Raw genomic sequence first — 22,652 nt, 5'->3', positions numbered from 1 at the left:
GTGGGAGGGCGTCAGCGGGGTGCTGTCACCTTGGCGAGAGCCTTGTCGAGGTGTTGGTCGACGAGGGCCGGCGCTCCCGAGACGGTCAGTAGCACGTTCCCGGAGCGGATCGCGGTCTGTTTGACCACACTGTCCCGCCCGTCGGCGGAGAAGGTGAGGAGCATGCTCCACCGCTCGTCGCCGAGCTGGGGCGCGGACATGCGCTGCGTGGTGATGTCGATCGCGGTGCTGCCGGAAAGGAGCTGGAACTCCGGGCATCCGGTTATCGCGGCGAAGATCCGGCCGGTGCTGTCGGAGAGCCTGCCTGCGGTGTCGCTGTACAGCTCCTCGGACACTCCCGAGTTGCTGTCGCCGGTGTAGGTGAAGGATGCCTTCGCCTTGCGGGGGAAGTCGAGCGAGCTTCCGGTGACCGCGTCGCCGCCGAGTTTGGCCAGGGTGGGGCAGCCGAGGACGGTGACGTCGTCGTGCCGGGCGGGGCGCTGGGGCGTGCGGGTGTAGCCGCTGCCGAGGTCGCTCTCGTCGAGCAGGAGACGCTCCAGCGCGGCCGACGACAGCGGCGCCGTCTGCCGCTCGCCGTTCACCGGAATGCCGGTGAGGGTGGCGGATGAGGCGGTGGGCTTGGTCTGGCTGGAGGGGGTGGAGCAGGCCGGCAGGGCGAGGACGGTGACGGCCGTGAGGCCGAGGACGGTGGTGGCGACGCGAACACGCACGGAGAGACCCCTTGTGCTAGGTGACGGTTGGGCAGTGCGGGCCCGTGGGCCCGGAGGGGTCGCAGGGGAGGGGGTCAGTGGCCGAGATGGCGCAGGCACTCCTCGAACGTCGCGTGCGTCGCGTCCGAGGGGCCGGAGTGCCGGTTGAACCAAGCGGTATCGAGCCGTGGTTCGAGCTGCTGGTGTCCGGCGCGGCAGCGCAGCCACACCTGGCCCCGGGTGGAGATGATGAGCCAGTCCCGGTACGTGGCGCACTCGGCGCAGGCGACGACCTCATTGTCGATGACGATCGGCCAGGGCCACGGCATCATCCGTCCCTCGACCTGGTCGTGGCTAGGCACCCGCAAATCCGCCGGCAGGAAGTCGTCCACCACCGGCGCCGGCTCAGCGACCGACTCTGGGGCGATGGTCGCGGGATGCGGTGGCCTCTGGTTCGCGATAATCCGCGCCTCGAACTCCGCGTGCTTGCGCAGCATCTCGGCCATCTCTGCCTCCGCGCGACGGCGCCGTATCCGGTGGAACAACCGTGGTCCTCCCTCGTCTCGTCCTGCACACACGTTGATCGTCTCGCAACGGCCGGACCAGCTTCCATTCAAAAAGTCTGTAGTTATTGCCTGCGGCTACGGGATCCGGACCGCCCCTGTTCGGACCGCTTCGCGTGGTGCGTGCCCCGGTCTGCTGGGTGATCGGCGAGTGCCATGTCGGTGGTGTCTGCGGGGAGGCTGGCGGCGCGGCGTAGCCGCCACACGAGCACGTCACTGATCGACTCCGCACTGTCCAGTTCCCGTCGCCCAGCTGCTTCGGTGAGGAGGCCGGCTGGGTCGTGGCCGGCGCTCTCGGCGTCGGCGAGGGTGGCGGCGAGGGCGTACCAGCCGGGTTCGGCCAGGATCTGCTCGGCTAGCTCCGGCAGCGCCTCGCGCAGTAGGGCCGTCTGCCGTTGCTGCAGGGGACGGTTGAGGCGTCGGCCGCGCTGGTAGAGGGCGCCGAGGGGCTGGGCTGCGGCGGCCTGGTAGGCGGCGCGCAGGTGCTCGGCTGCCTGGCGGGCGGCGGCGGCCTGCTGCGCATGGCCCTTCTTCGCGTGCCAGTGGATGGCTGCGGTGATGAGGAAGAACAGCATGTCGATGGCCATGGCGGTGGTCGCGCCGTCCTCGCCACGGCCAAGCGCGGGACCGCTGTAGACGAGGTCGCGGGCGGCCTGCCGCAGCGCCTGGTCGTGCCCGCGCTCGGCCCTCACGTGAGAGCGGCAGGCCCGCTCGAACGCCCAGGCCGCTTCGCGCAGTTCGCGGCGGGTGTGGGCGGCAGAGGTCTTCGCCAGCGCGTCCAGGACCTCCCCGGCCGCCGCGATGTACGCGGCCGCCACCGCATCGTCGCCATGCTCGACGACCAGCACCGCTTGCCATGTGGCCGAGGCCGTACGCCGGCGGGCGGAGGCCGGGCCGCTCGGCGCCGGCTCCCCTGGCGCGGTGTTCGGGGTGTGTTTGTCGGCGGACCAGCGTTCCTGGATGCGAGGGAGGGAGAGGTCCGGCGCGAGGCGCGCGCCGGGGTAGAACACCGGCTCGTCCTGGGCGTTGCGGTCATCAGGCAGGGCGACCTTGTACCCGAGCAGGTCACCGGATGGGGCGGCCCGCTTGCGGATCAGCAGTCCCGCGGCGGCCAGCCGCTCGAAGAACTCCTCCTCGCTGGTTACGCCGGCCACCGCGCGGCGCACGGTCTCGCGCAACTCCTCCCGCGCCGTGCGCTGTCGGCCCTGGCGTTCGGCTTTGTGGCGTTCGGCGCTGGTGGGTCGCTGCGCGGCAGTGCCGTCGCCCTTGTTGAGGCGGCGCAGCCCCAACTCCACTTCCAAAACGCGGGCTTGGGCCTGGACGCGGGCGGCGTCGTGGTCGAGGTCGGGTTTGTAGCCGTCCTCGCGGACGAGGGTGGCGACGATGTGGATGTGGTCGTCGGCGTGCCGGACGGCCGCCCACCTGCAGCCCGCGCCCTGGTCGGGGTCGTCGATGCCGGCGGCGGCGACCATGCGGCGGGCGATGTCGCCCCACTCCTCGTCCGTGAGTATCCGGTCCTCAGCAGCGTTGCGGACAGACAGGTGCCAGACGTGCTTCTTCGGCCGCTCGGACTCCTCGATGTTCTCCAGCGGCTGGTCAAGGAGCTGCTGCAGCTGCTGGAGGGTGGCGGACTCGTCGCGGCCGGGGTCGGGAGCATTGCTGTCCCAGGAGGCGACCAGGTGTGGGTCGATGTGTTCCTCGTACTTGCCCGGCTCGTACAGGTAGTACAGGAGGCCGAGCGTGCGCTGCCCGCGCCTTTGGATCCTGGGGATCATGCTGCTGTCCTAGAACGATTGATCAACTGGGGTGGTCAGCGGGAGCGGTGCGTTCCAGATCCTCGTCGCGGGAAGCCATCGCGGATGAACTGGATATCGCCGCTCTCCGCCCTTCTGGGAGTCCTGTTCGGTGTCGGCGCAACGGCGCTGGCCGATCGCCGGCGGTGGCGCAGGGAGTCGGTCACCCGCCTGCTGGAGCTGCGTACGGCGCTGTACGCCGAGTACTTGGTCGCGATGGAGGAGACGGGGCAGGGCCTGCTGCGCGTCCTGAGAACCGCGGCGGCGGAGGAGCGCGCGGAGGCGGCCGAGGCGGCCTTCGTGGGCTTCAATCTCGGCGGCACCCGTCAGCGGATTCATGTCCTTGCCCCGCCTGACGTGTCCGAGGCCGCCGACGCGGTTTTCCGCAGCCTCCGGCGTGCGCGGGACTACGTTGCCATCGCGGATCAGCGGGACACACAGGGGCTGAGTGCCTTGAAGGACGAGGTCGGCTGCCTACGCGACCGGTTTCAAGAGGCACTGCGGCGCGACGTACGTGGCCTGCTGGCCGGCAGCGCTTCGTGGTCCGCGTGAGCTTCGAAATCACCGCCTGTCCAGCAGCCGGTCCGTGGCCGCCTGCACGCGGGTCACGGCGAGTTGGACCGCTGCGACGACTGCGTCGACCTCCGTGGGCTGCCCGCCGGAGTTGATGGCACGGGCTACCTGGTTGAGGTTGTTGCCCACTTGACCGAGATGTCGGCGGGCGGCGAACAGCTCGGCGACCAGTTCGCGATGTCCGGCGATGGCTGCAGCAGTGTTGTCGAGGTCGTGCGCGGCGGCGAGGCCGCTGCGCGCGAGGAAGGCAGGCAGGCTCGTACGGGTGGCGTTGGCGGCGGCGGCGAGGAGGATCTTCTCGTCGTCGTTCAAGCGGACGCTGCACACGTAGTCACGTTTACGCGCGGGCGGCTTCGGTGAGCGCTTGCGCGAGCTCTTCTTCGTGGCGCGGCGCTTGCGCGGCGACGGCTGCTTCTCCGGCTGCGATCCGCCCTCGGTCGCTGCCTCGCGGACCAGCGCCCCCCGGTGCTGGTCCGCTCCCGCCACCCCCGGGGCGGGTCCGGCCGAAGACACCTTCCCCGACGGGGAAGAGTGTCTTGGCCGATAACTTGCTCGCTCCGAGACCGAGTTGAGCTTCGGCTCGCGGTCTGGGGTGTTGTCAGTGTCGTTTGGGTTGGTCATCGGGTGCGGGGCCTCGTGGTGCGGATGCGGTGCTGGATGGCGGCGGCCAGCTCGACGACGTCGGCCGGTCCCGCGAGCACGCGAACGGGACTGTCGGACTTGCGCTGAACGAGCCACTGGCCGTTCGGGACGAGAATCGCCGCGTGCAGGAGCTGACGACGCACCAATACCTCAGCCCAGGCGGCGGCCTCGGCAGGGGTAGGTGCGGACGAACGTACGATCTGAGAGTCGATGGTGGTGCCTCCTGGAAATCCGGCCGTGGCCCGGCACTGAGCGGGGCCACGGTCGCCTTACGGGGGCAGTGAGCTGCGGCTGTGCGAGCATCAGCCGCACTCGGGGCAGCGCACGACGTGCCGGCTGAGGGCCTTGGCCATCTGCTGCTTCGCCGACAACGCGTGTTTCGCGCTGGCCTTCGCCGCCGGCTTGCCGGCATGCAGCTCGGAGTGGTTGCCCAGGAAGCCGATCTCCTGCTCGAACTCCTGGCGGATCTGGGAGAAGCGGTGGCAGGTCTTCATCGGCTGGTGCTCCTTGTGGTCGTGGTGGTGGTCGCCTCGCTCCGCAGTTGCTGGAGGACGAGGCCGAGTCGGTCGTTGCGGCCGCCCGTCAAACCCTCGCGCCGGATGATCTCCCGGAGCTGGACTCGGGTGACGGTCTCGTTGCCGTCCCGCTGCAGCAGGTCGGGGACGTGTGGCAGGACCTGCTGCACGAGCTGGTCCACAGCCGCCTGCAACTCCCGCGACGGGCGCTGCGCCTTCTGGCTGCGGGACCGGCCGCCTCGCTTGCCCTTGGCTTTGCCGCTCGGCTTCCGCCGCAGCGGGACCATGTGTCCCCGGTCCGTGGTGGGGTCGGTCCCCGTGTCGGTGTCGGTCGGTCCCCGGTCCGTGGTGGGGTCGGTCCCCGACTCGGCGCCGCTCGGTCCCCGGTCCTGTCCAGTGGCCTGAGCAGGCACCTCGTGCATCTGGCGGCCGGTCCCCTCGCCGCTGTCGAGGGACCTGTCGGTCCCCGGCTCAGCCGCTTCGGCCCCCGCTTCCGTGCTCGCGGGCCACGCTTCACGGTCCCCGGATTGGGGGACCGTACAGCCCGGTGCCGACGCGGTCCCGGGGACCGGTCCCCTCGCAGACTGCGCGGACCGGTCCCCGGTCGGGTTGGCGTGGGGGCGGGGGCCGTCGCCGGGGACCGCGGTTTCCAGTGAGGTGGTCCCGGTGACCGGTGCGGGGACTAGGCCCGCTTGGTTGGCCTGCGGGGACCAGGGAGAGGGCAGGGGCACCGTGGCGAGGGCGAGTGCGTGCCGGCGGGCCGCGAGCTGGTTGAGCAGCTCGGCCCGCTGCGCGGGATCGGTGCCGACAGAGGCTCGGCCGATGGCCTTCGACAGTCGGCGGGTGAGCCGTCGGCCGCGCCAGCCTGTTCGCTGCTCGGGAGTGCGTTCGGCGAGGCGGGCGGCGAGGGTGACGGCACGGCGAGTGGCCCGCTCGCGGGTGATCTGTGCGGCGTCGCGATCCCGGGCGGCGATGCCGAGGCGGGACAGCAGCCGCTCGCGTGCCTCACGGCCGAGAGTGGCGAGCAGTCCGTGGGAGGCGGCGCCGGGGGTGCGCAGGCGCAGTTCGATGCCCATGGCGAGGTGCCACAGCATCGCCGCCATGACCGGGCCGACGAAGGCCCGGACGGTGCCGCCGATGGGGCCGCTCTCGGCGTAGGCCGGGATCACCTGCACGCCGGTGATGACCCAGACCAGCGTGCCCGGCATGCCCGGCGCCCCCTGGGTGGCCAGGTTCTGCCGTGCCATGAGCGCGGTCGCGAACAGCGCCAGTTCGGCGGCGGCGAACATGCCAGCCCGCTCGGCGGTGCCGGCCATGTCGAGGTAGTCGGCGGCGAACCGCCAGCTCGTGTCCGCGCTGTAGACGGTGCAGCCGAGCGCGGCAAGGGCGGCGACCTTGACCGCGGGGCCGCCAGAACGTTTCTTCTGGTCGCGGGCTCCCCGGCGGATCGCCCAGCCCATCAGGACAAGAGCCAGGACGGCGGCGGGGACGCCGATTGCGAGGAGAACGGACAGGTCCGGGACGGCGCCGAGGGGCAGGGAGAGGCGGGTCAAGCGGCGGCCTTTCCGAGAGGGACGTGCGCGGATGCCGGCTGTACCGGGTGGGAGGGGGGCTGCTCCTGGGCTGCCTGACCGGTCGCGGGTGTGCTCGTGGCCGGCTTGGACTGCTTCCGCTTCTTCTTCCTCGGGGGCACCCCCAGGGTGAGGTCCCGGTGGAAGACCTTGTGGGCGGCCTGGGTCAGCAGGTCGCGGGCGTGCTTGTGGCTGACCTGCAGAGCGACGGCGAGCCGGTCGGCACGCCAGCCCCGGGCGTAGGCGTGGTCGACGACGACCTGCTGCTCCTTGCCGGTGAGGTGCACGTCACGGCCGTTGAAGAACGCGATCACCCGGCTGTAGTCGAGCCGCTGCGGCAGCCCGTCGTGCCAGGGCCGGCGTTCGGCCTCGGTGAGCCCGCCCCAGATGCCCTCCTTCAGGACGTTCTCCAGGGCGAAGTTGAGGCACTCCCGCTTGACCGGGCACGCGGCGCATAGCTCCTTGGCGTCGGCGATGGCCTCGTGGTCCCGGGGCAGCGGGAAGAACGTGGCATCGGCGTCCTCGGGGTCCATGCCGTGGCACACGCCGTCTGTATGCCAGCTGGTGTCGCCGATGCCACGCAGGCCGCTGAGCGGCGTGTTGTGGGTGGTGATGGTGCGCAATCTTGTCTCCGATGTGCTGCCGCGTTAGCCGCTCGGGTCCGGCGGCGGGTGGACGCGGCGTCAGGCGTCGGTTGCGGCGCAGGGCGTGCGCCGCAGGGAGGGGGCGGTGGTGTGCGGCGGTGCACCGGACGGGGGGACCGCCGGGTCCGGTCACGCCATCGCGGGCTGCTGGGCATGCTGGGCTGCGGCGAGGTCGACGCGGCCGGGGTGCGGGGTGGCGCGGGGTGCAGTCCCGTGTGCGTAGCCGTCGGGGCTGACGCGTCGGCGGCGGCACGGCTCGCCGACCGCTGCGTGGCACCACTCGCAGCGGACGCTGAGGAAGTCCGGCTGGCCTTGGGCGACGGCAGCCTCGCGGGCAGCGCGGGCTGGCCGGTAGGGGGCGAGGTCAGCGCGGACGTGATCCGGTATGTACCGGCCGATCGACTTGAGATGAGGTTCGAGGTCCGGGTCGACCTGGCCGCTGGCGATCTGCCGGTATGTCGTCGGCGCCGTGGCTCCCGAGGCAACGGCGTGCCGCGTGCGGACCAGCTCGGCGGTCCAGGCGGCCTGGTCGTCCGGGTCGGCGGTGGGGGTGGGGTCGGTGTGACGCTGGAGGCGGTCCCGCCGGTAGCTCTCCCACGGGCGGGCGATGTCCGCGGGCAGGATCTGGTACGGCGAGATGCGGATGTGCTGGCGGGCCGCGAAACGGGCGTCCCAGCCGTGTGGTGTGGCCAGGGGCACGTCGCCGAGCAGCTCATGCCACTGGGCGAGCTGGTCGCGGGCCTCGCCTGTGTCGGTGCGGATGGTGCGGGGGTCGAGTCGGCCGATGTAGGCCAGCAGGGCGGCGACTTCGCGTCGGTCCACGAGGGTGCTACTCCGTTCCGGTCGGCTCGTCGAGGGCGGCGAGGAGGGCGGCGGTGTGGGCCTCGGCGCGGGTCATGCCGCCTTCGGGTGCGGGTCCGCTGCCGGGCAGGGCGTAGAGGCGCGGGCGGCCCGGGGCCGGGGTGTGTTCCCGGGCGACCCAGGCACGCCAGTCGGCAGCCCAGGCTCCCGCCGAGCGGGGCTTCCCGTCAGTGCGGTAGGCGCGCCATTTTGCGTCGGCTGAGCGCAGGCCGTCTTCGCCGAGGCGGGCGAGGTGACCTTGCTGGCGGGCCCAGGCGTGGGTGGCTGGGTCGACTTGCCACTGGCTGGCCGAGATGACGGCAGCACTGCTGCTGTCCTTACGGTTCACCTTCGGTTCACTACGGTTCTGGGTGTCGGAATCCGCACCCCCCAAGGGTCGGAATCCGTACCGTCGGGGGGTCGGATTGCGACGTGAGGGGCCGGAATCCGACCCGGTCGGAACCCGGCGGGAGGGGGCGGAATCCGTGCCGTTCTTGGGCCAGATTCCGTACTGCCGGAGATCCTCGATCTTCAGCTCGGGTACCGGCAATTCTGTCGCCGGCGCGACGTCCGCGTCCCAGCCCTCCTCTTCGGCGGCCTTGACCTTGGCCAGGAACGCTGCGGTCAGGGGCAGGCGGTAGACCGTGGTGCGCTGCGGGCCCTGGAGGTCCTCGCGCTGTTCCAGCTCACCGCTGGTGGTGAGCTTCTCGAGGGCGTCGCGTACGGCGGTCCGGCTCGCGTTCGTGCGCTCGATCAGGCTGGAGAGGGAGGCCCAGGCGGTGCACTGCTCGTCGGGCACCCGGTCGGCGATCGACAGCAGGACAAGGCGAGCAGTTCCCCGGCTGGAGCTGTGCTCCCACACCCACTCGCGGGCGTCGCTGCTCATCGGCCACTCCCGACCGACAGGTGGGAGGCATGCGTCAGCATGGTGGCCAGGGCGTGCTCATGCCCGAGGCGGGGGGACGCGGGAACGAGGGCGGCTGCCGCGCAGGTCAGGCCGTCGGGCCTTTTGCGCAGGGCAGAGCGCATGCGAGAATCTCCTTTGGTGTTGCCACGCTGAGATGCCCCGTGGAAGGGATCAGCGTGGTGATGGTGGCGATATCCGCCCTTGCCGGGGCGGTTTGTGCCGTGAAGCGTTCGGCGTCCGGGAGTTGCACCTCTCGGGCGCCGTCGCTGTTTGTGGGCCTATGAGGCCCGAAGTGTGCGCATGCCGCTGCTCCTCACATTCGTCGTCCCCCGGGCGGGCTGCCCGGGGGACGACGAACATACGCACGACCCTGCATCAAGATCCAGACTTGGTTCTTAAACCCTGTAGAAGTCGCGCGGCCGGGCGCGACACCGGGCGGGTCATCATGAGCGGTCCTCGTGCCTAGGGGTATGGCGAACGCCGCAGGGAGCGATGCGCTCTGCCGCCCTCCCCGACGTAGCAACACTTTGGTGTTGCCGTGGCTGGAACATACGCCAAAGTGATCCCCGCCTGTCAATACCGTAGTGTTCCGTCTCGCGAGTTGGTCCCACATCAACACTGGAGTATCGTCAGGTCTTCAGGGTGTAGATGGGAGGAGTCGGGTGATGGTGGAGTCCAGCGGATCGGCGGAGGTGCCCTCGGGGTCGTCCGGCGGTCGGCAGCTGAGCCTCGCCGACAAGCTGAACCACCTCTTCGAAACGGTGAAGAACCCGGCGACGGGCAAGAGGTACACCAACGCGGAGGCGTCTCGCGCGATCCGTGAGGCCGGCGAGGCGGATGGCCTCACTGTCTCGGAGAGCGCCATTGCGCAGCTACGCTCCGGAGCCAAGCCGAACCCGACCGTGAATACCGTTGAAGCGCTGGCACGCCACTTCAATGTCACGCCCCAATACTTCTTCCCTGACTTCGACGCCGAGGAGTCCGAGAAGATCCGAGCCTCCATGGAGCTGATCGCGGCCGTGGGGGACAGCAAGGTGCGAGGGCTCGCACTGCGAGCCAATGGGCTCTCGGCCGACAGTCTCAAAATGATCACGACGGTAATTGAACAGGCGCGTCGCCTAGAGGGCCTTGATAAGCCTGATAATCCCTCAGTAACGTGACCTCCCTCACCCTCTATCCCGTTTTGACGGATATGCCTTCAAGATCCTCTTGGTCGCCCGGCGAGGCTGTGTAAAGCTCCGCTTGGCCGCGGGGAATTCTCGTGCGCCGGCGAGTAAGAGTCGAGTAAGAACTGCGTACTGCGCTTACTCGGGGATCACAGCAAGGATCTCGTTCATGTTCAATCGGCGCTATGCGCGAAAAGAAGCGCAGCTGAGGCGACAGTGCGAGGAGCAACTGCGGGGAATCGAAATATCCGACCCCTACGCGGTGGATGAAGTATGCCGCCAGCTGGCGGTCAAGCGTGGGCGCCCGCTGCACCTCCACGAATTGCCCGACCTGGGAGGTGTCAACGCCCCGTGCGGTCTCATGATCTCCTTCGAAAGCGGAGATCACATATTTCATGTGACGGCGACAAGTGAGCGGCACCGCGCGCAAATAGTCCGCCACGAACTGGCGCACCTACTGCTCGGGCATGCAAGCGAGAACACGAGCGTCGTGGAGTCGCTCCTGTCGATCATGCCGCAGGGCGTCGACCCCTCGGCCGTACTCACAGCGCTCGGACGGACCAGCTACGACAGTGAGACCGAGTACGACGCCGAGATGGCCGCCTCGTCCCTCGGTGAGCTGTTCGAGGAACTGGCTCACTCCGGCCGAGAACCAGGGCGGCCAGGCGCCATGACGCGTCTTGACGACGCCCTCGTCCATCCCCGAAGGAACCGCCGCTCATGAACACCCCGACCCTCGTCGCCGGCTCCCTGTGGCTCGTGACCGTATGGCGTCTGCCGTCCATCCGTCACTCCCACAAGCAGCGGAGCCTTGCGCTGACGTTCGCGGCCCTGGCTGCGGCCATGACCTTCGAGGTGCCCGCCGTCAAAGCCGCTATCAGCGACAACGCCGGCGTCACCAGTCTTACTCCGCTGCTGAAGCACCTGCTCGGCGTTACCTCCGCGGCCTTCCTCCTGGACTTCATCGTCGCTGTCGTCCGCCCGCAGGGCCTAGCCCGCCGCACCAGGCTGGCAGCGATCGCAGCCACGCTCCCCCTCATGGTCCTCTTTTATGCGCTGGCAAACTGGATGCCAGGTGGGCCAGTACGGGTCGGCGACGGCGAGCGCGCCATCTATCCGGTTCTCTACACGGCCGTCTTCACGCTGTACATCGGCATCGCCATGTTCGTCGCCACCTGGCTTTTCCTCAGCGGCGTCCGGCACAGCCGCACCCTCCTGGGCAGGGCCGGCCTCGGCCTCATGGGGCTCGGCACGCTGCTCGGCAGCCTCTATGCCCTGCAACGCGTCGGCTTCGTCACGCTGGACCTCACCACCGGAGTCCGGTATCCGATGCTGGAGTACCAGATCTCCACCGCGCTCAAGCAGTTGGCGATTCTGTCGATCGCGCTCGGCAGCTGTCTGCCGCCACTATCCGTGGCCGTGGAGTACGTCAGATCCTGGATCATGCTCAGGCGGCTCCAGCCTTTGTGGAAGCGCCTGACAGAAGCCGCTCCCCACGTGGTGCTCTCCACATCGGTTCCAAAGCAGCGTGTCGGCTTCCGACTTGAACGATGCGTCATCGAAATCGAGGACGCATGCCTGGCGCTACGTGAATACGTGTCACTTGATATCCGCGAGCGGGCTCGCGCGTTCGCCTTCCAAAAAGGCGTAAGTGAGCAGGAAGTTGATGCTGTGACAGAAGCTGCCTGGCTGCGCGTGGCCGCTAGTGCCGCTCGAACAGGAAACCAACTTGAAGGTGTTGAGTACCCGCCCCTCGGCGTCACTGGAAGGGACCGGCCGAGTGAACTCGCGTGGCTCCACGCGGTATCCCGCGCCTACACTTCTTCACCCGTCGTAACAGAATTCACCCGCCAGGAAGTCGCACTTGCCTCCTTGCCGGCAGGTGGACCGGAAAAGGACTCCTCCCATGACAACTGACGTGCACCCCGCGGAGTCCAAACTGGCACGCCGCATCACCGACTGGCTTGAGCCGAAAAACTGGATTATCGCCGTCACCCTCCTGATCGGCTGGCACACGGCGCAATGGACCGGCGTCGCCTGGGGAGCGGTCGGCGCACTCTTCGCCGCCATCATTCCCATCACCTTCATCAAGTACGGCATTAGGAAGGGCCACTGGGGCGATCGACACGTCGGGGCCAAGCCTGCACGGCTCGTCGTCATGGCCGTCATCCTGCTCTCCGTGGCCACCGGAATCCTCCTCATGGCCGCCGCAGGCGCCCCGCGGACGATGACCGCCCTCATTGTGTCGATGCTGGTCACCCTCGCGATCCTCGCCGTGATCACGTTCGTCTGGAAGATCTCAGTGCACCAGGCCGTCTCGGCAGGTGCCTGCGCGATGCTCGTACAGACCTACGGTGTGTGGATGGCCCTCGGGTTCCTCCTGGTCGTCATCGTCGGATGGTCCCGGGTCGAGCTGCGGGACCACACACGCAACCAGGTCATCGCCGGCACAATCCTCGGCACCATCGTGGCCGCGGCCGTGTTCCAGCTGGCACGCTGATCAGCCCGCCGTCGGCCTGACGGCGGGCGATCGGCGCCCGCTACTGTCGGCGCCGTGACCCAGCAACCGCTTCCCGGAGACCCTGCCGCACTGCGCCTGAACTACCACTTCGGCCACGGCCTGAGCGGGGACACCCATGAGGAGACTGTGGAGCGCTGGCAGGTAGACATTCGCCACGGCGGTGACACCCACGATGCCGCCAGCCCAATTCACTGCGGGGCCAGCGTCGGCCACATGGTGTTCTACCGCATCCGCCTGACCCAGCGCATGAACGCGTACTGGGCGATGGAGGCGGAGAGCGAAGAACTGTACGAGCTGGCCCAGGCGCTTCTCGACCCCTCCACGGGCTACTTCACCGAGGAGGTCGACCAGCTCCTGGCGTACGTCGGCATGGACCTGTTGATCATGGACCGAGTCGTACTGAACCGGGAATGGCGGGGGTTCGGCCTCGGCCCGATGCTCGCGGCCGAAGCCATCGACAGGATCGGCCTGGGGTGCCGCGCCGTCGCGTGCAGCCCGGGAGTCTCCGAGCCTGACCCCGACTGGCGGCCAGACCAGGAGGAGTGGGATCGCGTCACGGGCCGGATCAGAGCGGCCTGGAAGCGAGCTGGGTTCACCGGCTACCGCGATAGCTCGTATCTCCTCGGGCCTGCGTCGCCGGAAACCGAGTCGGCTCGCGACGCCCTGCGCACAGGCTTCCAGGACCTCTGCCTCCGGTGGCGCGCCGAGCGGACGGACGCGCTCGATCTTCTGCAGCAGGACGCTGAATATCTCAGCGCAGGCGGTCATCAGTAGGCGGAGTCGGCCATCCGTGATGCCGCAACCCGAGCAGGACCTCGCCGTCCCGTTCCAGGTACAGATGGACGCCGATAACGTTCGGCACCGTCTTCGTGCCAGCATCGCGTACGCGCAGCACCGGCAACTGACCGGCGGCACCATTGCCAGCGCGCGGGCCGTCCTGGTGGTGGTGGATGACGGCCGTGGTCTTGGGGGCCATGGTCACATACGGGATCTGCTCGGGATCGGTCCAGAGCAGCATGATCCCCTCGGTGAGGGGCAGCAGGGCGGGGCCGCCGTTCCATGTCCTGGTGTACACCTGGATCCGTCTGGTGGGCCGGTCCTCGGCGTCGGTGTTCTCGATGACGGCGAGCGGGACGAGGTCGGGGATGTACAGGCCGGCCTCTTCGATCAGTTCGCGGGCGATCGTGTCATCGAGGCTTTCGCTGGGTTAGGGATGGCCACCGGGCAGGGACCACTGCCCGGCGCAGATGTTCTTATTGGTGTCCCGCAGATGCAGCAGGTAGCGGCCGTCCTCGCTGATGAGCAGCGCCGCCGTGGTCGTGGTTACAGCTGGTGCGGTCACGGAATCCTCCATGTACGGCGGGCAAGGGGTGAGGCTGCCGCGCCCCGGGTCGGGACGCGGCAGCAGGGGTGGTTGGGTCAGCGGTCGGTGGACAGGGCCAGGAGTTCGGCGAATAGGCCGCCGCCGTAGGCGAGTTCGTCGTACGTTCCGTGTTCGGCGATCCGGCCGTGTTCCATCACGATGATCCGGTCGGCGATCTTGGTGTTTTCCAGGCGGTGGGTGACCACGATGGTGATGCGGTCGGCTGCGATGTCCTTGATCTGTTCGAAGATCTGGTGCTCGCCGCGCGGGTCCATCTGGGAGGTGGGCTCGTCGAGGATCAGCAGCCCGGGCCGGCGGTACAAGGCCCTGGAGCAGGCGATGCGCTGCCACTGGCCGCCGGAGAGCTCCGAGCCGCCGAAGACCTCGCGGGACAGCAGGGTGTCCAGGCTCGCGGGGAGGTCCTCGACGGCTTCGCGTAGGCCGACCGCGTCGATGGCCTCCCACACGGGGGTGTCGTCGTGGGTACGAGGCTGGCCGAGGGTGACGTTCTCGCGGACCCGCAGCGGCCACTGGGCGAAGATCTGCGGTACCAGACCGGTGCAGCGCCAGACGGTCTCGGGGGCGACCTCGGCGAGGTCGGTGCCGTTCCAGGTGACCTTGCCCTTGTCGGGTAGGTAGATCCCGGTGAGCAGCCGGGTGAGCGTGGACTTCCCCGAGCCGTTCGCTCCGACGATCGCGAGGATCTGGCCGCGCTCCAAGGTGAGGGAGACACCATCCACGGCGGGCTTGTCCTTTCCCGGGTACTGGTAGACGACCTCGTCGAGCTGGATCTCCTCGACCGGCGCGGTGAGCTCGCGGGGGCCGCGCTTGGGGGCGCGGGCGGCGGCGTCGTCGAGAAAGGCTTGCATGTCGCTCAGGTACAGGCTGGTGTGGAAGACCGCGGCGCCGTTGATGACGACCTGGGAGAGCGCAGCGAGCGTGGTCTGGACGGCGATGACAGCCGTGGCGGCGACCGCGAGTGCGATCCGTCCGGTCACGGCCATCCACGCGAGGGCTGCCCAGGTCGCGACGAGGAAGACACCGCCGGCCAGCGAGGAGAGCAGGGCGATCCGCAGGGTCCTCGGCGCGGCGGCCAGGGTGCGCCGGTCGCATCGGTCGGACAGGGCCCGGTACCAGTAGACGAGGTAGTCGGTCATCGAGTTGGCGCGGACCTCGTCGCCGTACTTCGGAGTGGTCGCCCACCAGCGCATCATGCCGCGCACGTTGCGGTCGGCGACGTTGGCGTAGTGGATCTCGTAGTCGACTCGGGCAGTCAGGACGGCGCCGACACCGGCAGGCAGCACGGCGAGCAGCAGCAATGGCAGCATCACCGGGTTCAGCACCGACAGCACGCCGCCCGCGGTGACCATACGGATCAGCGCGGACAGGAATCGCTGGGCGTCGGTGACCATCACGAGGGTGCGGATCACCCCCATCTCGGCCGCCTCGTGCCGGTCCGAGAACCCCTCCTCCGCGTACGCTGCGGCCTCAACCCGGCACACCGCCTCCACCAGCGCAGTGTCCGTCTCCGTCGTCAGCCGCGGGGTGATCCGCCGCTCGGCGTACGCGGCCACCGCCCCCGCGGCGCGGCCCAGCGCGGCGGCGAGCGCCACCACCAGCAGCGCGGGCACGGCGCCGCGCAGCCTCTCACCGGCGGAGCCGTCCCCGAGGACGGGCTCCATGGCGCGGGCGGTTGCGGCCAGCAGCACGGCGGCGGAGACTCCCGTGACCACCTGGCAGCCGAGCAGGAGCTGAACCGCGCGCCGGTCGGTCCGCCACGACAGCCGAGCGATCCGGCCCAGGACGGCCGGGATCTGCGCGCACATCCGCCGGAAGGAGACCTCGGCGAGGGGGTTGACGGAGTACTGCCCGCTGTAGGCGATGTCCGCCGGCGGTGGCGGAGGCGGCGCCGTGGTCTGCTGCTCTTGCGTATCGGCCGAGGTCAATGTGGTCCCCCTTGACGGTCGTTCGGCGTGGTCGTGAGGTTCAACGAACCGGCCGAGATATCGAACACATGTGTTTCGGTCGCTCTCGAAATCCCGACATTGAGCCCGTGGCGGAGCGTGGACGATGCATCGACCCGCCTCCAACAACAGGTGTGCGAGGCACGAGGCTTGGCCGAAACGCCGAGCTTCCGCCCCAGCGGCTCACAAAAGGCTCCGAAGCGCGCCCTTGGCCTTGGCCATGGCTTCGGCGAGGGCCTGCATGTACGCGTGAAAGAGCGGAGGGGCAGTGCGGGCGCTATGGGATGGACGTGCGGTACAGGAGTCGCTGGTGGCAGGTGCTGTCGCACGGCAAAGCAGTGTGGAGCGTGGCGAAGTTGTCCCAGCCGACGACGTCGCCCTGGCCCCACCGGTGGGAGTACACGTACGACTCGCCGGTGGTGCGCCGCAGCAGCTCGGCGAGCGGCTCGACTCTCGTCCGGGCCCAGCCGATGCGCGACTGCTGGTTTGTCACGAACAGCCTCCGTCCGTGGAGAGGCCGGCGAACGCGTCATCGAGGTCGGAAAGGCTGTTCAGCAAGCGGCGGATGGCGATCTGCCGCTCGTTCCAGTGCTGCTTCAGGTCGGCTTCCGCTTCCGGAGGAAGGTCGTACTCGGCGGTGGTAGCGCCGTAGAAGCTGAACAGCATGTACAGCAATGCGATCCGGGCGCAGGCTCGTACTTCCGTCAGGGGGAGGCTGGGGTTCTCTGCGCGGTAGGCGCTCACCATTGCCAGCGCGCAGGCGTCCCATTCCGGGCTGGTGGCCACGGTGCGCGGATCGAACGCGGCCCGGCCCAGCTCCCAGGCCGGTATGGCGGTTGCGCCCCGGAAGTCGATGACACCGGTGACGGCATCAGCGAGAACGATCAAGTTGGTGCGGCTGAGGTCCGCGTGCAGTGCCTGCTCCACCATCGTGCCGGGCAGGTGCTTCCGGAGCCGGTGGACGTGATCCTGTAGGTCCTGCCGCCGCTGATCGAGGTCGGTCCGTAGGTGCTCGAGACTCTCATGCCCCTGCTGCAGGGCCGTGGCCATCACGGTGTCGCATTTGGCGACCGCGTTCTCGACCGTGCCCGTCCGCCAGCGGGACTGCTGCACGCGCTGGGGCAGCGGGTAGGCGGCCAGCACTCGGTGCATGCGTCCCATCACCGTGCCGATGTGTTGGGCGAGGGGCACCGTCATCGCCGAGGTGGTCACGCGGCCGGGCGCCTCGTCGACCACGGCCCAGGCGCTGCCCTGCGCGATCGTGATGAGGTTGCCGTCCTCGTCGTCCCAAACGCGTGGGATGGGAAGTCGCGCGGCTCGGCAGTACTCCGACATGTCCCATGCGGTGCGGGCCGCCTCCAGGTCCGCGGTCGACCGGTACTCCTTGACGAACAGCCGTATTCCGTCGTCGGTCAGGACTCGCCGGTTGATCGTGTCGGTGCCCATGTGCACCGGCTCGACCACGTTCACGACGAGCCCGTACCGCTCCTCCAGCACGTCAGCTGTCACCGCCGCGTTCCAGTCCGCCTCGCTCATCCCCGTCACCGGTCCGTGGAAGAGGGGCGGCGCGCGGTGCGGACGGTGAATGTGTTGTCCTCCACGAGGAACCCGCCTTCCGCGAAGGGGACCAGGGCCTCGGTGAGTGCCGTCTCGAAGGCATCCTGGTGGTCGCCGAACAGATGCGAGGCCGCGAACGAAGTCGAGTACAGGTAGCCGATGACTTCGGCGATGCTCCATTCGCGGCGGACGGGGATGGTCGCGGTGGTGACCTCGCAGAAGGCGGAAGCGCGCAGCACTTCTTCGTACGGTGGCCCGGCCGGGCCGAAGACGCCGTCCCCCGCTCGCCGCTGCTCACCGAGGAACTGCTGGACGACGGCGCGCGCGGTTTGCTGCCAGGCACTCTCGGCGGTCCACAGGCTGCGATCGCTGAACACCGCAAGCACACCGCTGGGGGCCACGTACTCGGCCAGTCGGTCGAGGAAACGAGGCCGGTCGAGCCAGTGAAAGACACGGCCACAGGTAACGAGGTGCGGCTGCCATCCCGCCGGCGGTTCGAAGTCCTCCGCCAGCGCGTGCCGGATCTGCAACCGCTGACCGCCGGAGAGCGCGGGACGGAGCACGGCCTCAGCTTCGGCGCACATTGCTTGGTCGGAGTCGACCGCGATCACCTCGTCGAAGTACGGGGCGAGCGCGCTGGCAACGAGCCCTGGGCCGGTGCCGATGTCCAGCAGACGCAGTGGAGAACCCGCGGGCGCCTCGTGGGAGAGAAGGACGGCAAGGTCGACTGGGATGCTGGGGCGGAAGCGCCGGTAGTAAGAGGCAGTTCCGGCAAAGGCGTTCACGAACCCCACCCGCCCCACATGCGCGCGCCGCTCTCCTGACGCAGGTTCTCCAGCATGGTGTGGGCCTCGTCGGCGAGCCCGATGTCATGGTGTGTGATCCCCCAGGACAGCGAGTCGAGGGTGTCCAAGGCCGCGTACGCCTGGCATGCAGCCAGCTCCTCTTCGGTGAGCTGGCGGCCGTATCCGTGGTGGACAGCGGCAAGGAGGTCGGGGCGCTGCAGAAGAATCCGGTAGCGCAGGCGGCTGAAGTCCCGGCGGGCAGCGGGCTGGAGTTCCGCCCGCTCGAAGTCGATGATCCGAAGCCGTTGCTCGGTCTCGTCCCACATCCAGTTCTTGGGCATGTAGTCGCCGTGCGTCGCCACCTGCGGCAGACGCGGCGGTGGCTCCTTGACGAGCGCACGCACCATCGTGATCTCGTGCTCCGGCACGTGGGAGGCAGCCTCATCCAGTAGCTTCGCAGCCGTCGAGTCCCACGCGTCCTCGGTCATGTTCGCGGTCGGCTCGTCCGCCGCTGCGGTGTGATGCCGGGCCAGGAGTTCACCGGCTTGCTCATACGCCTTGCGCTCCTGCTCGGCCGGCAGCCGCAGCGTGTCCAAGCTGCGGCCGGGCACTGCGGTGACCAGGACGGTTCGCGTCTCCGCGTTCGAAGCGATGAGCTCGGGCGCACGGTCAGCGCCCAGCGAGACCGTCCACTTCCGGTACGCGTCGACCTCACGCCGGTGCAGCTTCGGGCCGACATGCTGTTTGGCGAACCATCGCTCGCCGCAGAGTCCGTTGATCTCCCAGAGGGATGGTCTGATGTTGCCGGGCCGGGCGTGTTCGGTAACCACGGTGTAGGTGTCGGTCACCGATTCCACCAACTGGTGGAGTGCGCGGGGCATATCGGTCACGTTTGGTGCGCCCTTCCATTGGCCATGCCACCCACTACGATCACAAAGGTGATTGATTGGGTGCTCTTGGTGGTTATGCGGCGATGGGGAGTGTGCCACGGGGGACTGACAACTCGATCTGAGCTGGTCATGTAGGAGCCGGGGCACGAAGGACCGTGCCAGAGACCATTTCGACGAGGGACTCGTCGATCACCCCATACGTCCAGCCGAGCGTCACCAGGTGCGGGTCGTTGTGGGCCCGGACGCGCTCCCGGAGAGCTCTAATCCGCTGAAGGGCTTCGTCGCGGCTGATCCGGGCACGGTCCGCGTAGTCCTTGGAGGTCGCACCGATGGCGATCATCCACCACGTCTCGGTCTCAGCGTCGGAGAACGTCTCCGGGAAGGCTGCCTTCCCGGGACGCTTGAGCTGCCCGGTTACGTAGCACGCGTGGACGACGGCGGCCCGACCGCTTACCCCGAGCTTCTGACCGCAGTGCTTCATTTGCACGTTGATCGTTCCGGCGGTGATGGTCAGGTCGGATGCGATCGCATCGGTGCTCTTGCCCTTCGCGACCTTCTGGGCGATCCGAACCTGAGCGGGTGTGAGTTCGAGGTACGTGGCGGGCGGGCGCGCCGGTCGTGCACTCACGGGAGTTCCGGGTCCTTTCCTTCTTGGTGGCTTGACGGTCAGGCTCGGGCCAGCCACCTCTGCCGCTCGGCATCGGTGACCAGGCGCTGCTGATGGTCGAGTTCCAAGCGGGCGAGATGGGCATAGTGCTCGACCACTTCGGTGCCGAACGCTCCGTGGGCCAGGGCACTTTCCTGGAAGGCGGCCAGGGCGTCAGCGAGGGTGGGCGGCACAGGGGTGCCACTCCCGCTGTAGGCGTTGCCGGCCGCTTCAGGGCCGAGGGCGAGCTGCTGCTCGATGCCGTAGTCGATCGCCGCCAGGACCGCGGACAGGGCCAAATACGGGTTGGCATCCGCCCCCGGCACACGGATTTCCAGATGGAGGCCCTCTCCGTGACCGACGACGCGGACAGCGCACGTGCGGTTGTCGTGGCCCCAGTGGAGCATGGTTGGCGCGAACGAGCCGGGAGTGAATCGCTTGTAGGAGTTGACGTTCGGCGCATAGAACGGGCCCAACTCCGGCAAGCCTGCGAGCAGCCCCGCGATTGCGTTCCGTCCGATCTGGGACAGCTCGTATTCGTTGTCAGGGGAGTGGAGTTGGCTAAGGGCTTTCGACCACAGCGAGACGTGCAGGTGCAGGCCGTTGGCCCACCCGGTCTCTGGGGCTGCCATGAACGTGGGCGCCAGTCCGGCGCGCGTTCCCAGCGTGCGCACCGCGTGCTTGAACAGCAGGTGCCGGTCGCAGGCGGTGAGCGCGGGTCCGTACGGGAAGGTCACCTCAATCTGGCCGGGGCCGGCCTCGGTCTTGATCGCTTCCACGGGCATGCCCGCCCCGGCCAGGGCACGCTGCAGGCGGCGGAAGAACCGGTCGCAGGCGGGGCCGTGGTCGAGGGCGTAGTCAAGGTTCTCCATCGTCACGGGCCGCAGGCCCTTGTACCCGGCCCGTTCCGCTTCCGCGTACGTGCCCTGGTAGATGGTGAACTCGGTCTCGATTCCCGCTTTGGCCTGGAGGCCGTGCCGTGACAGCCGGGTCAGCTGCTGATGGAGGATCTGGCGGGGCGCGACGTCGATGGGGGTTCCGTCGTGGTGCACGGCGTCGCCGAGGACGATGGCGGTGCGCGGCAGCCACGGCACCACGCGTAGGGTTCCGAGGGCCGGCTGAACGGACAGGTCCTGGTAGCCGCTGTCCCACGAGGTCAGCTTGAAGCCGTCCGCCGGGCTCATCTCAGCGTCGGTGGCCAGGACGTAGGCGCACATCTCGGCACCGTGATGCGCGATGCGCTTGAGGAAGTGGTCGGCGTCGTACCGTTTTCCCTTCAGCCTCCCCTGCAGATCGGGAACGGCTAGCAGCACGGTGTCGATCGCGCCGCCCTTTACGAGGTCGCGCAGGTCGGTCAGGGACAGGGACTTCTCCGAGCGCGCCCCCGATGCGGAAGCCGCCGCTACGGCCGGGCGCGGGGCTGTGCCGTTGCTCGTTGTGGTCATCACACGACCTCGTCTTCGTACTCGCCTGCCGAGCGGTCGAAGTTCTGGGCCGGCACCTCGTACTTGCTGCCTTGCTTGTGCCACCACCCCCACGCCAGTGCGAGCACGACGATTAGGGCCACCGGCGCGTAGTTGAACGTGTCGACCGTGGCGAGGGCACCGCCGTCGGGGCGGGTCTGGGGCAGACAGAAGAGGACGGTCACGAACATCACCCAGATGACGGCGATTGTGCCCACCATTACGCCCCAGCTGCCCAGGTTCCATGGGCCCGGCCTGAATCGGTGCCGGTTCTTGACCCGCAGGAAGATCGGGATCGCGTACGCCGGGGTGATGCCGATGACGTTGATGCTGGTGATCGCCGCGTACGCGACCGGGCTGTACAGACTCGGCAGCGCCAGCACCGCGGCGCACACCACGGACAGCAGCACCGCCTTGCGGGGCGTGCCGGTACGACGATCCACCTGCCGCCACAACGGAGAGCCCGGCAGTGCCCCGTCCCGAGAGAAAGCGAACACCATCCGGCTGGCCGCGGCGGTCTCTGCGTTGCCGCAGAACAGCTGGGCGACAATCACGACCAGGAGCAGCGCCTTCGCCCCCGCCATGCCCAGGGCGTCGAGGAAGATCTGTGCTGGCGGCACCCCTGTCGCTGTGCCCACGGTGCCCGCGTAGTCCTTGATCGCGAAGGTGAGCCCGGCCAGCAGCACGAACCCGGCCAGCCACGACCAGCCGATCGCGTGGATGATCCCCCGAGAAGCAGACACCTGGGCGTCCGTGGTCTCCTCCGACAGGTGCGCGGAGGCGTCGTAGCCGCAGAACGTGTACTGGGCCAGCAGCAGACCCAGCACCGCCACGTACAAGGGGCTGGACCAGCCGGTGTTGTTGACGAACTCGCCGAACACGAAGTCGACGGACTGGTGGTGGGAGGGCACAATCGCCAGCGCGCCGACGATCACCGTGACGCCGGCCAGGTGCCACCAGACGCTGATGCTGTTGAGGACGCTGACCAGCCTGACTCCGAACAGGTTCAGCGTGAGGTGCAGGGCGAGGATGCACAGGAAGATCACCATGATCTTGCCGGGTGTCGGCTCGAAGCCCCACTGCAGGTTGAGGAAGGCGCCCGTGAAGAGCGCGGCCCCGTAGTCGATGCCGGCGATGGCGCCGAGCAGGCCCAACAAGTTGAGCCAGCCCGTGTACCAGCCCCACTTCCGTCCCCCGAGCTGCTCTGCCTGGTAGTACAAGGCCCCGGAGGTCGGATAGGCGGACGTCACCTCGGCCAGTCCGGCGCCGATGAACATCACCATGGCGCCCACGACGATCCAGCCCCACAGCATCACGGATGGGCCGCCGGTGTTCAGACCGAACCCGTAGAGGGTCATGCAGCCGGACAGGACGCTGATGACGGAGAAGCTGATCGCGAAGTTCCCGAACGGCCCCATACGCCGGGTCAGCACCGGCTCATAGCCGAGCTCCCGCAAATACGCGTCATCGGCCTTCTGGGGCGCCGCGCGATGGCTGTGGTTTAAACGGGACACAGGACAACCTCCAAGATTGAGGGAAGGCGGAGATGGATGGGTTCAT

27 protein-coding genes are annotated in these 22,652 nt (G+C 68.7%); 6 read left to right on the top strand and 21 right to left on the bottom strand.

The window, feature by feature from the left end; translation table 11 throughout:
• Positions 1–11 precede the first annotated feature (11 nt).
• The 3 genes from H4N64_RS05710 to H4N64_RS05700 all read right to left on the bottom strand — a co-directional run bounded on the left by H4N64_RS05710 (position 12) and on the right by H4N64_RS05700 (position 3,027).
• On the bottom strand, positions 12–710 hold the full coding sequence (locus tag H4N64_RS05710) for a hypothetical protein (RefSeq protein WP_186280985.1): 699 nt from the start codon (positions 708–710) through the stop codon (positions 12–14).
• 74 nt (positions 711–784) lie between these two features.
• On the bottom strand, positions 785–1,234 hold the full coding sequence (locus tag H4N64_RS05705) for a hypothetical protein (RefSeq protein ID WP_186280984.1): 450 nt from the start codon (positions 1,232–1,234) through the stop codon (positions 785–787).
• Positions 1,235–1,317: 83 nt separating this feature from the next.
• Positions 1,318–3,027 carry a relaxase/mobilization nuclease domain-containing protein gene (locus tag H4N64_RS05700; RefSeq protein ID WP_186280983.1) on the bottom strand — a complete coding sequence of 570 codons (1,710 nt, stop codon included), beginning with the start codon at positions 3,025–3,027 and terminating at the stop codon, positions 1,318–1,320.
• 84 nt (positions 3,028–3,111) lie between these two features.
• Here H4N64_RS05700 and H4N64_RS05695 point away from each other — a divergent pair, with 84 nt between their 5' ends.
• Positions 3,112–3,597: a hypothetical protein gene (locus H4N64_RS05695; protein ID WP_186280982.1), complete on the top strand. Its 486-nt coding sequence runs from the start codon at positions 3,112–3,114 to the stop codon at positions 3,595–3,597.
• A 9-nt stretch (positions 3,598–3,606) separates the two neighbouring features.
• Here H4N64_RS05695 and mobC read toward each other — a convergent pair whose 3' ends face one another.
• From mobC to H4N64_RS05655, 8 genes are all read right to left on the bottom strand, one after another.
• Entirely contained in the window at positions 3,607–4,131 is a 525-nt protein-coding gene (gene mobC / locus H4N64_RS05690) for a plasmid mobilization relaxosome protein MobC (protein WP_336246644.1), read from the bottom strand.
• 104 nt (positions 4,132–4,235) lie between these two features.
• On the bottom strand, positions 4,236–4,403 hold the full coding sequence (locus H4N64_RS05685; RefSeq protein ID WP_336246643.1) for a hypothetical protein: 168 nt from the start codon (positions 4,401–4,403) through the stop codon (positions 4,236–4,238).
• Between the two features lie 159 nt (positions 4,404–4,562).
• On the bottom strand, positions 4,563–4,754 hold the full coding sequence (locus H4N64_RS05680) for a hypothetical protein (protein ID WP_186280981.1): 192 nt from the start codon (positions 4,752–4,754) through the stop codon (positions 4,563–4,565).
• On the bottom strand, positions 4,751–6,328 hold the full coding sequence (locus H4N64_RS05675; RefSeq protein WP_186280980.1) for a hypothetical protein: 1,578 nt from the start codon (positions 6,326–6,328) through the stop codon (positions 4,751–4,753). The genes H4N64_RS05680 and H4N64_RS05675 overlap by 4 nt, the downstream gene beginning before the upstream one ends.
• Positions 6,325–6,969, bottom strand: coding sequence for a WhiB family transcriptional regulator (locus H4N64_RS05670; protein WP_186280979.1), 645 nt, complete (start codon positions 6,967–6,969; stop codon positions 6,325–6,327). The genes H4N64_RS05675 and H4N64_RS05670 overlap by 4 nt, the downstream gene beginning before the upstream one ends.
• Before the next feature lie 150 nt (positions 6,970–7,119).
• Entirely contained in the window at positions 7,120–7,812 is a 693-nt protein-coding gene (locus H4N64_RS05665) for a zinc finger domain-containing protein (RefSeq protein ID WP_186280978.1), read from the bottom strand.
• A gap of 7 nt (positions 7,813–7,819) precedes the next feature.
• A complete protein-coding gene (locus H4N64_RS05660) occupies positions 7,820–8,716 on the bottom strand; it encodes a helix-turn-helix domain-containing protein (protein ID WP_186280977.1) in 897 nt (298 codons plus the stop codon).
• Entirely contained in the window at positions 8,713–8,859 is a 147-nt protein-coding gene (locus tag H4N64_RS05655; protein ID WP_186280976.1) for a hypothetical protein, read from the bottom strand. The genes H4N64_RS05660 and H4N64_RS05655 overlap by 4 nt, the downstream gene beginning before the upstream one ends.
• Before the next feature lie 543 nt (positions 8,860–9,402).
• On the opposite strand from H4N64_RS05655, the gene H4N64_RS05650 reads away from it, so the two are divergent.
• From H4N64_RS05650 to H4N64_RS05630, 5 genes are all read left to right on the top strand, one after another.
• On the top strand, positions 9,403–9,897 hold the full coding sequence (locus tag H4N64_RS05650) for a helix-turn-helix domain-containing protein (RefSeq protein ID WP_186280975.1): 495 nt from the start codon (positions 9,403–9,405) through the stop codon (positions 9,895–9,897).
• A 403-nt stretch (positions 9,898–10,300) separates the two neighbouring features.
• The gene (locus H4N64_RS44840) at positions 10,301–10,627 is read left to right on the top strand and encodes a hypothetical protein (protein WP_260859550.1); all 327 of its coding nucleotides are present in this window, start codon (positions 10,301–10,303) and stop codon (positions 10,625–10,627) included.
• The gene (locus H4N64_RS05640) at positions 10,624–11,820 is read left to right on the top strand and encodes an MAB_1171c family putative transporter (protein ID WP_186280974.1); all 1,197 of its coding nucleotides are present in this window, start codon (positions 10,624–10,626) and stop codon (positions 11,818–11,820) included. The genes H4N64_RS44840 and H4N64_RS05640 overlap by 4 nt, the downstream gene beginning before the upstream one ends.
• Positions 11,810–12,403: a phosphatase PAP2 family protein gene (locus H4N64_RS05635; RefSeq protein WP_222108574.1), complete on the top strand. Its 594-nt coding sequence runs from the start codon at positions 11,810–11,812 to the stop codon at positions 12,401–12,403. The genes H4N64_RS05640 and H4N64_RS05635 overlap by 11 nt, the downstream gene beginning before the upstream one ends.
• Before the next feature lie 54 nt (positions 12,404–12,457).
• Entirely contained in the window at positions 12,458–13,198 is a 741-nt protein-coding gene (locus H4N64_RS05630; RefSeq protein WP_186280973.1) for a hypothetical protein, read from the top strand.
• Here H4N64_RS05630 and H4N64_RS05625 read toward each other — a convergent pair.
• From H4N64_RS05625 to H4N64_RS05585, 10 genes are all read right to left on the bottom strand, one after another.
• Positions 13,176–13,499, bottom strand: a complete 324-nt coding sequence (locus H4N64_RS05625; RefSeq protein WP_186280972.1) for a hypothetical protein — start codon at positions 13,497–13,499, stop codon at positions 13,176–13,178. The genes H4N64_RS05630 and H4N64_RS05625 overlap by 23 nt on opposite strands.
• A gap of 132 nt (positions 13,500–13,631) precedes the next feature.
• Positions 13,632–13,766, bottom strand: a complete 135-nt coding sequence (locus tag H4N64_RS44835; protein WP_260859549.1) for an NUDIX hydrolase — start codon at positions 13,764–13,766, stop codon at positions 13,632–13,634.
• Positions 13,767–13,843: 77 nt separating this feature from the next.
• The gene (locus H4N64_RS05620) at positions 13,844–15,733 is read right to left on the bottom strand and encodes an ATP-binding cassette domain-containing protein (protein ID WP_186280971.1); all 1,890 of its coding nucleotides are present in this window, start codon (positions 15,731–15,733) and stop codon (positions 13,844–13,846) included.
• Between the two features lie 295 nt (positions 15,734–16,028).
• Positions 16,029–16,244 (bottom strand): TauD/TfdA family dioxygenase, encoded by a 216-nt coding sequence (locus tag H4N64_RS05615; protein ID WP_336246642.1) that lies wholly within the window; start codon positions 16,242–16,244, stop codon positions 16,029–16,031.
• Positions 16,241–17,287 carry a phosphotransferase enzyme family protein gene (locus H4N64_RS05610; protein ID WP_222108573.1) on the bottom strand — a complete coding sequence of 349 codons (1,047 nt, stop codon included), beginning with the start codon at positions 17,285–17,287 and terminating at the stop codon, positions 16,241–16,243. Before H4N64_RS05610 ends, H4N64_RS05615 begins: the two co-directional genes overlap by 4 nt.
• Positions 17,288–17,292: 5 nt before the next feature.
• Positions 17,293–18,093, bottom strand: a complete 801-nt coding sequence (locus H4N64_RS05605; RefSeq protein WP_186280969.1) for a methyltransferase domain-containing protein — start codon at positions 18,091–18,093, stop codon at positions 17,293–17,295.
• A complete protein-coding gene (locus H4N64_RS05600) occupies positions 18,090–18,974 on the bottom strand; it encodes a phosphotransferase (RefSeq protein WP_186280968.1) in 885 nt (294 codons plus the stop codon). The genes H4N64_RS05605 and H4N64_RS05600 overlap by 4 nt, the downstream gene beginning before the upstream one ends.
• A gap of 136 nt (positions 18,975–19,110) precedes the next feature.
• Positions 19,111–19,611, bottom strand: coding sequence for a LuxR C-terminal-related transcriptional regulator (locus H4N64_RS05595; protein WP_186280967.1), 501 nt, complete (start codon positions 19,609–19,611; stop codon positions 19,111–19,113).
• A 38-nt stretch (positions 19,612–19,649) separates the two neighbouring features.
• Positions 19,650–21,074, bottom strand: a complete 1,425-nt coding sequence (locus tag H4N64_RS05590) for a glutamine synthetase family protein (protein WP_222108572.1) — start codon at positions 21,072–21,074, stop codon at positions 19,650–19,652.
• A complete protein-coding gene (locus H4N64_RS05585) occupies positions 21,074–22,606 on the bottom strand; it encodes an amino acid permease (RefSeq protein WP_186280965.1) in 1,533 nt (510 codons plus the stop codon). Before H4N64_RS05585 ends, H4N64_RS05590 begins: the two co-directional genes overlap by 1 nt.
• Positions 22,607–22,652 lie beyond the last annotated feature (46 nt).

Origin of the sequence: Streptomyces cupreus, assembly GCF_014257025.1 — a bacterium.
Taxonomy (GTDB): domain Bacteria; phylum Actinomycetota; class Actinomycetes; order Streptomycetales; family Streptomycetaceae; genus Streptomyces; species Streptomyces cupreus.
The sequence above is the reverse complement of the archived record's forward strand: the minus strand, read 5'-3'. Positions and strand labels throughout refer to the sequence as shown.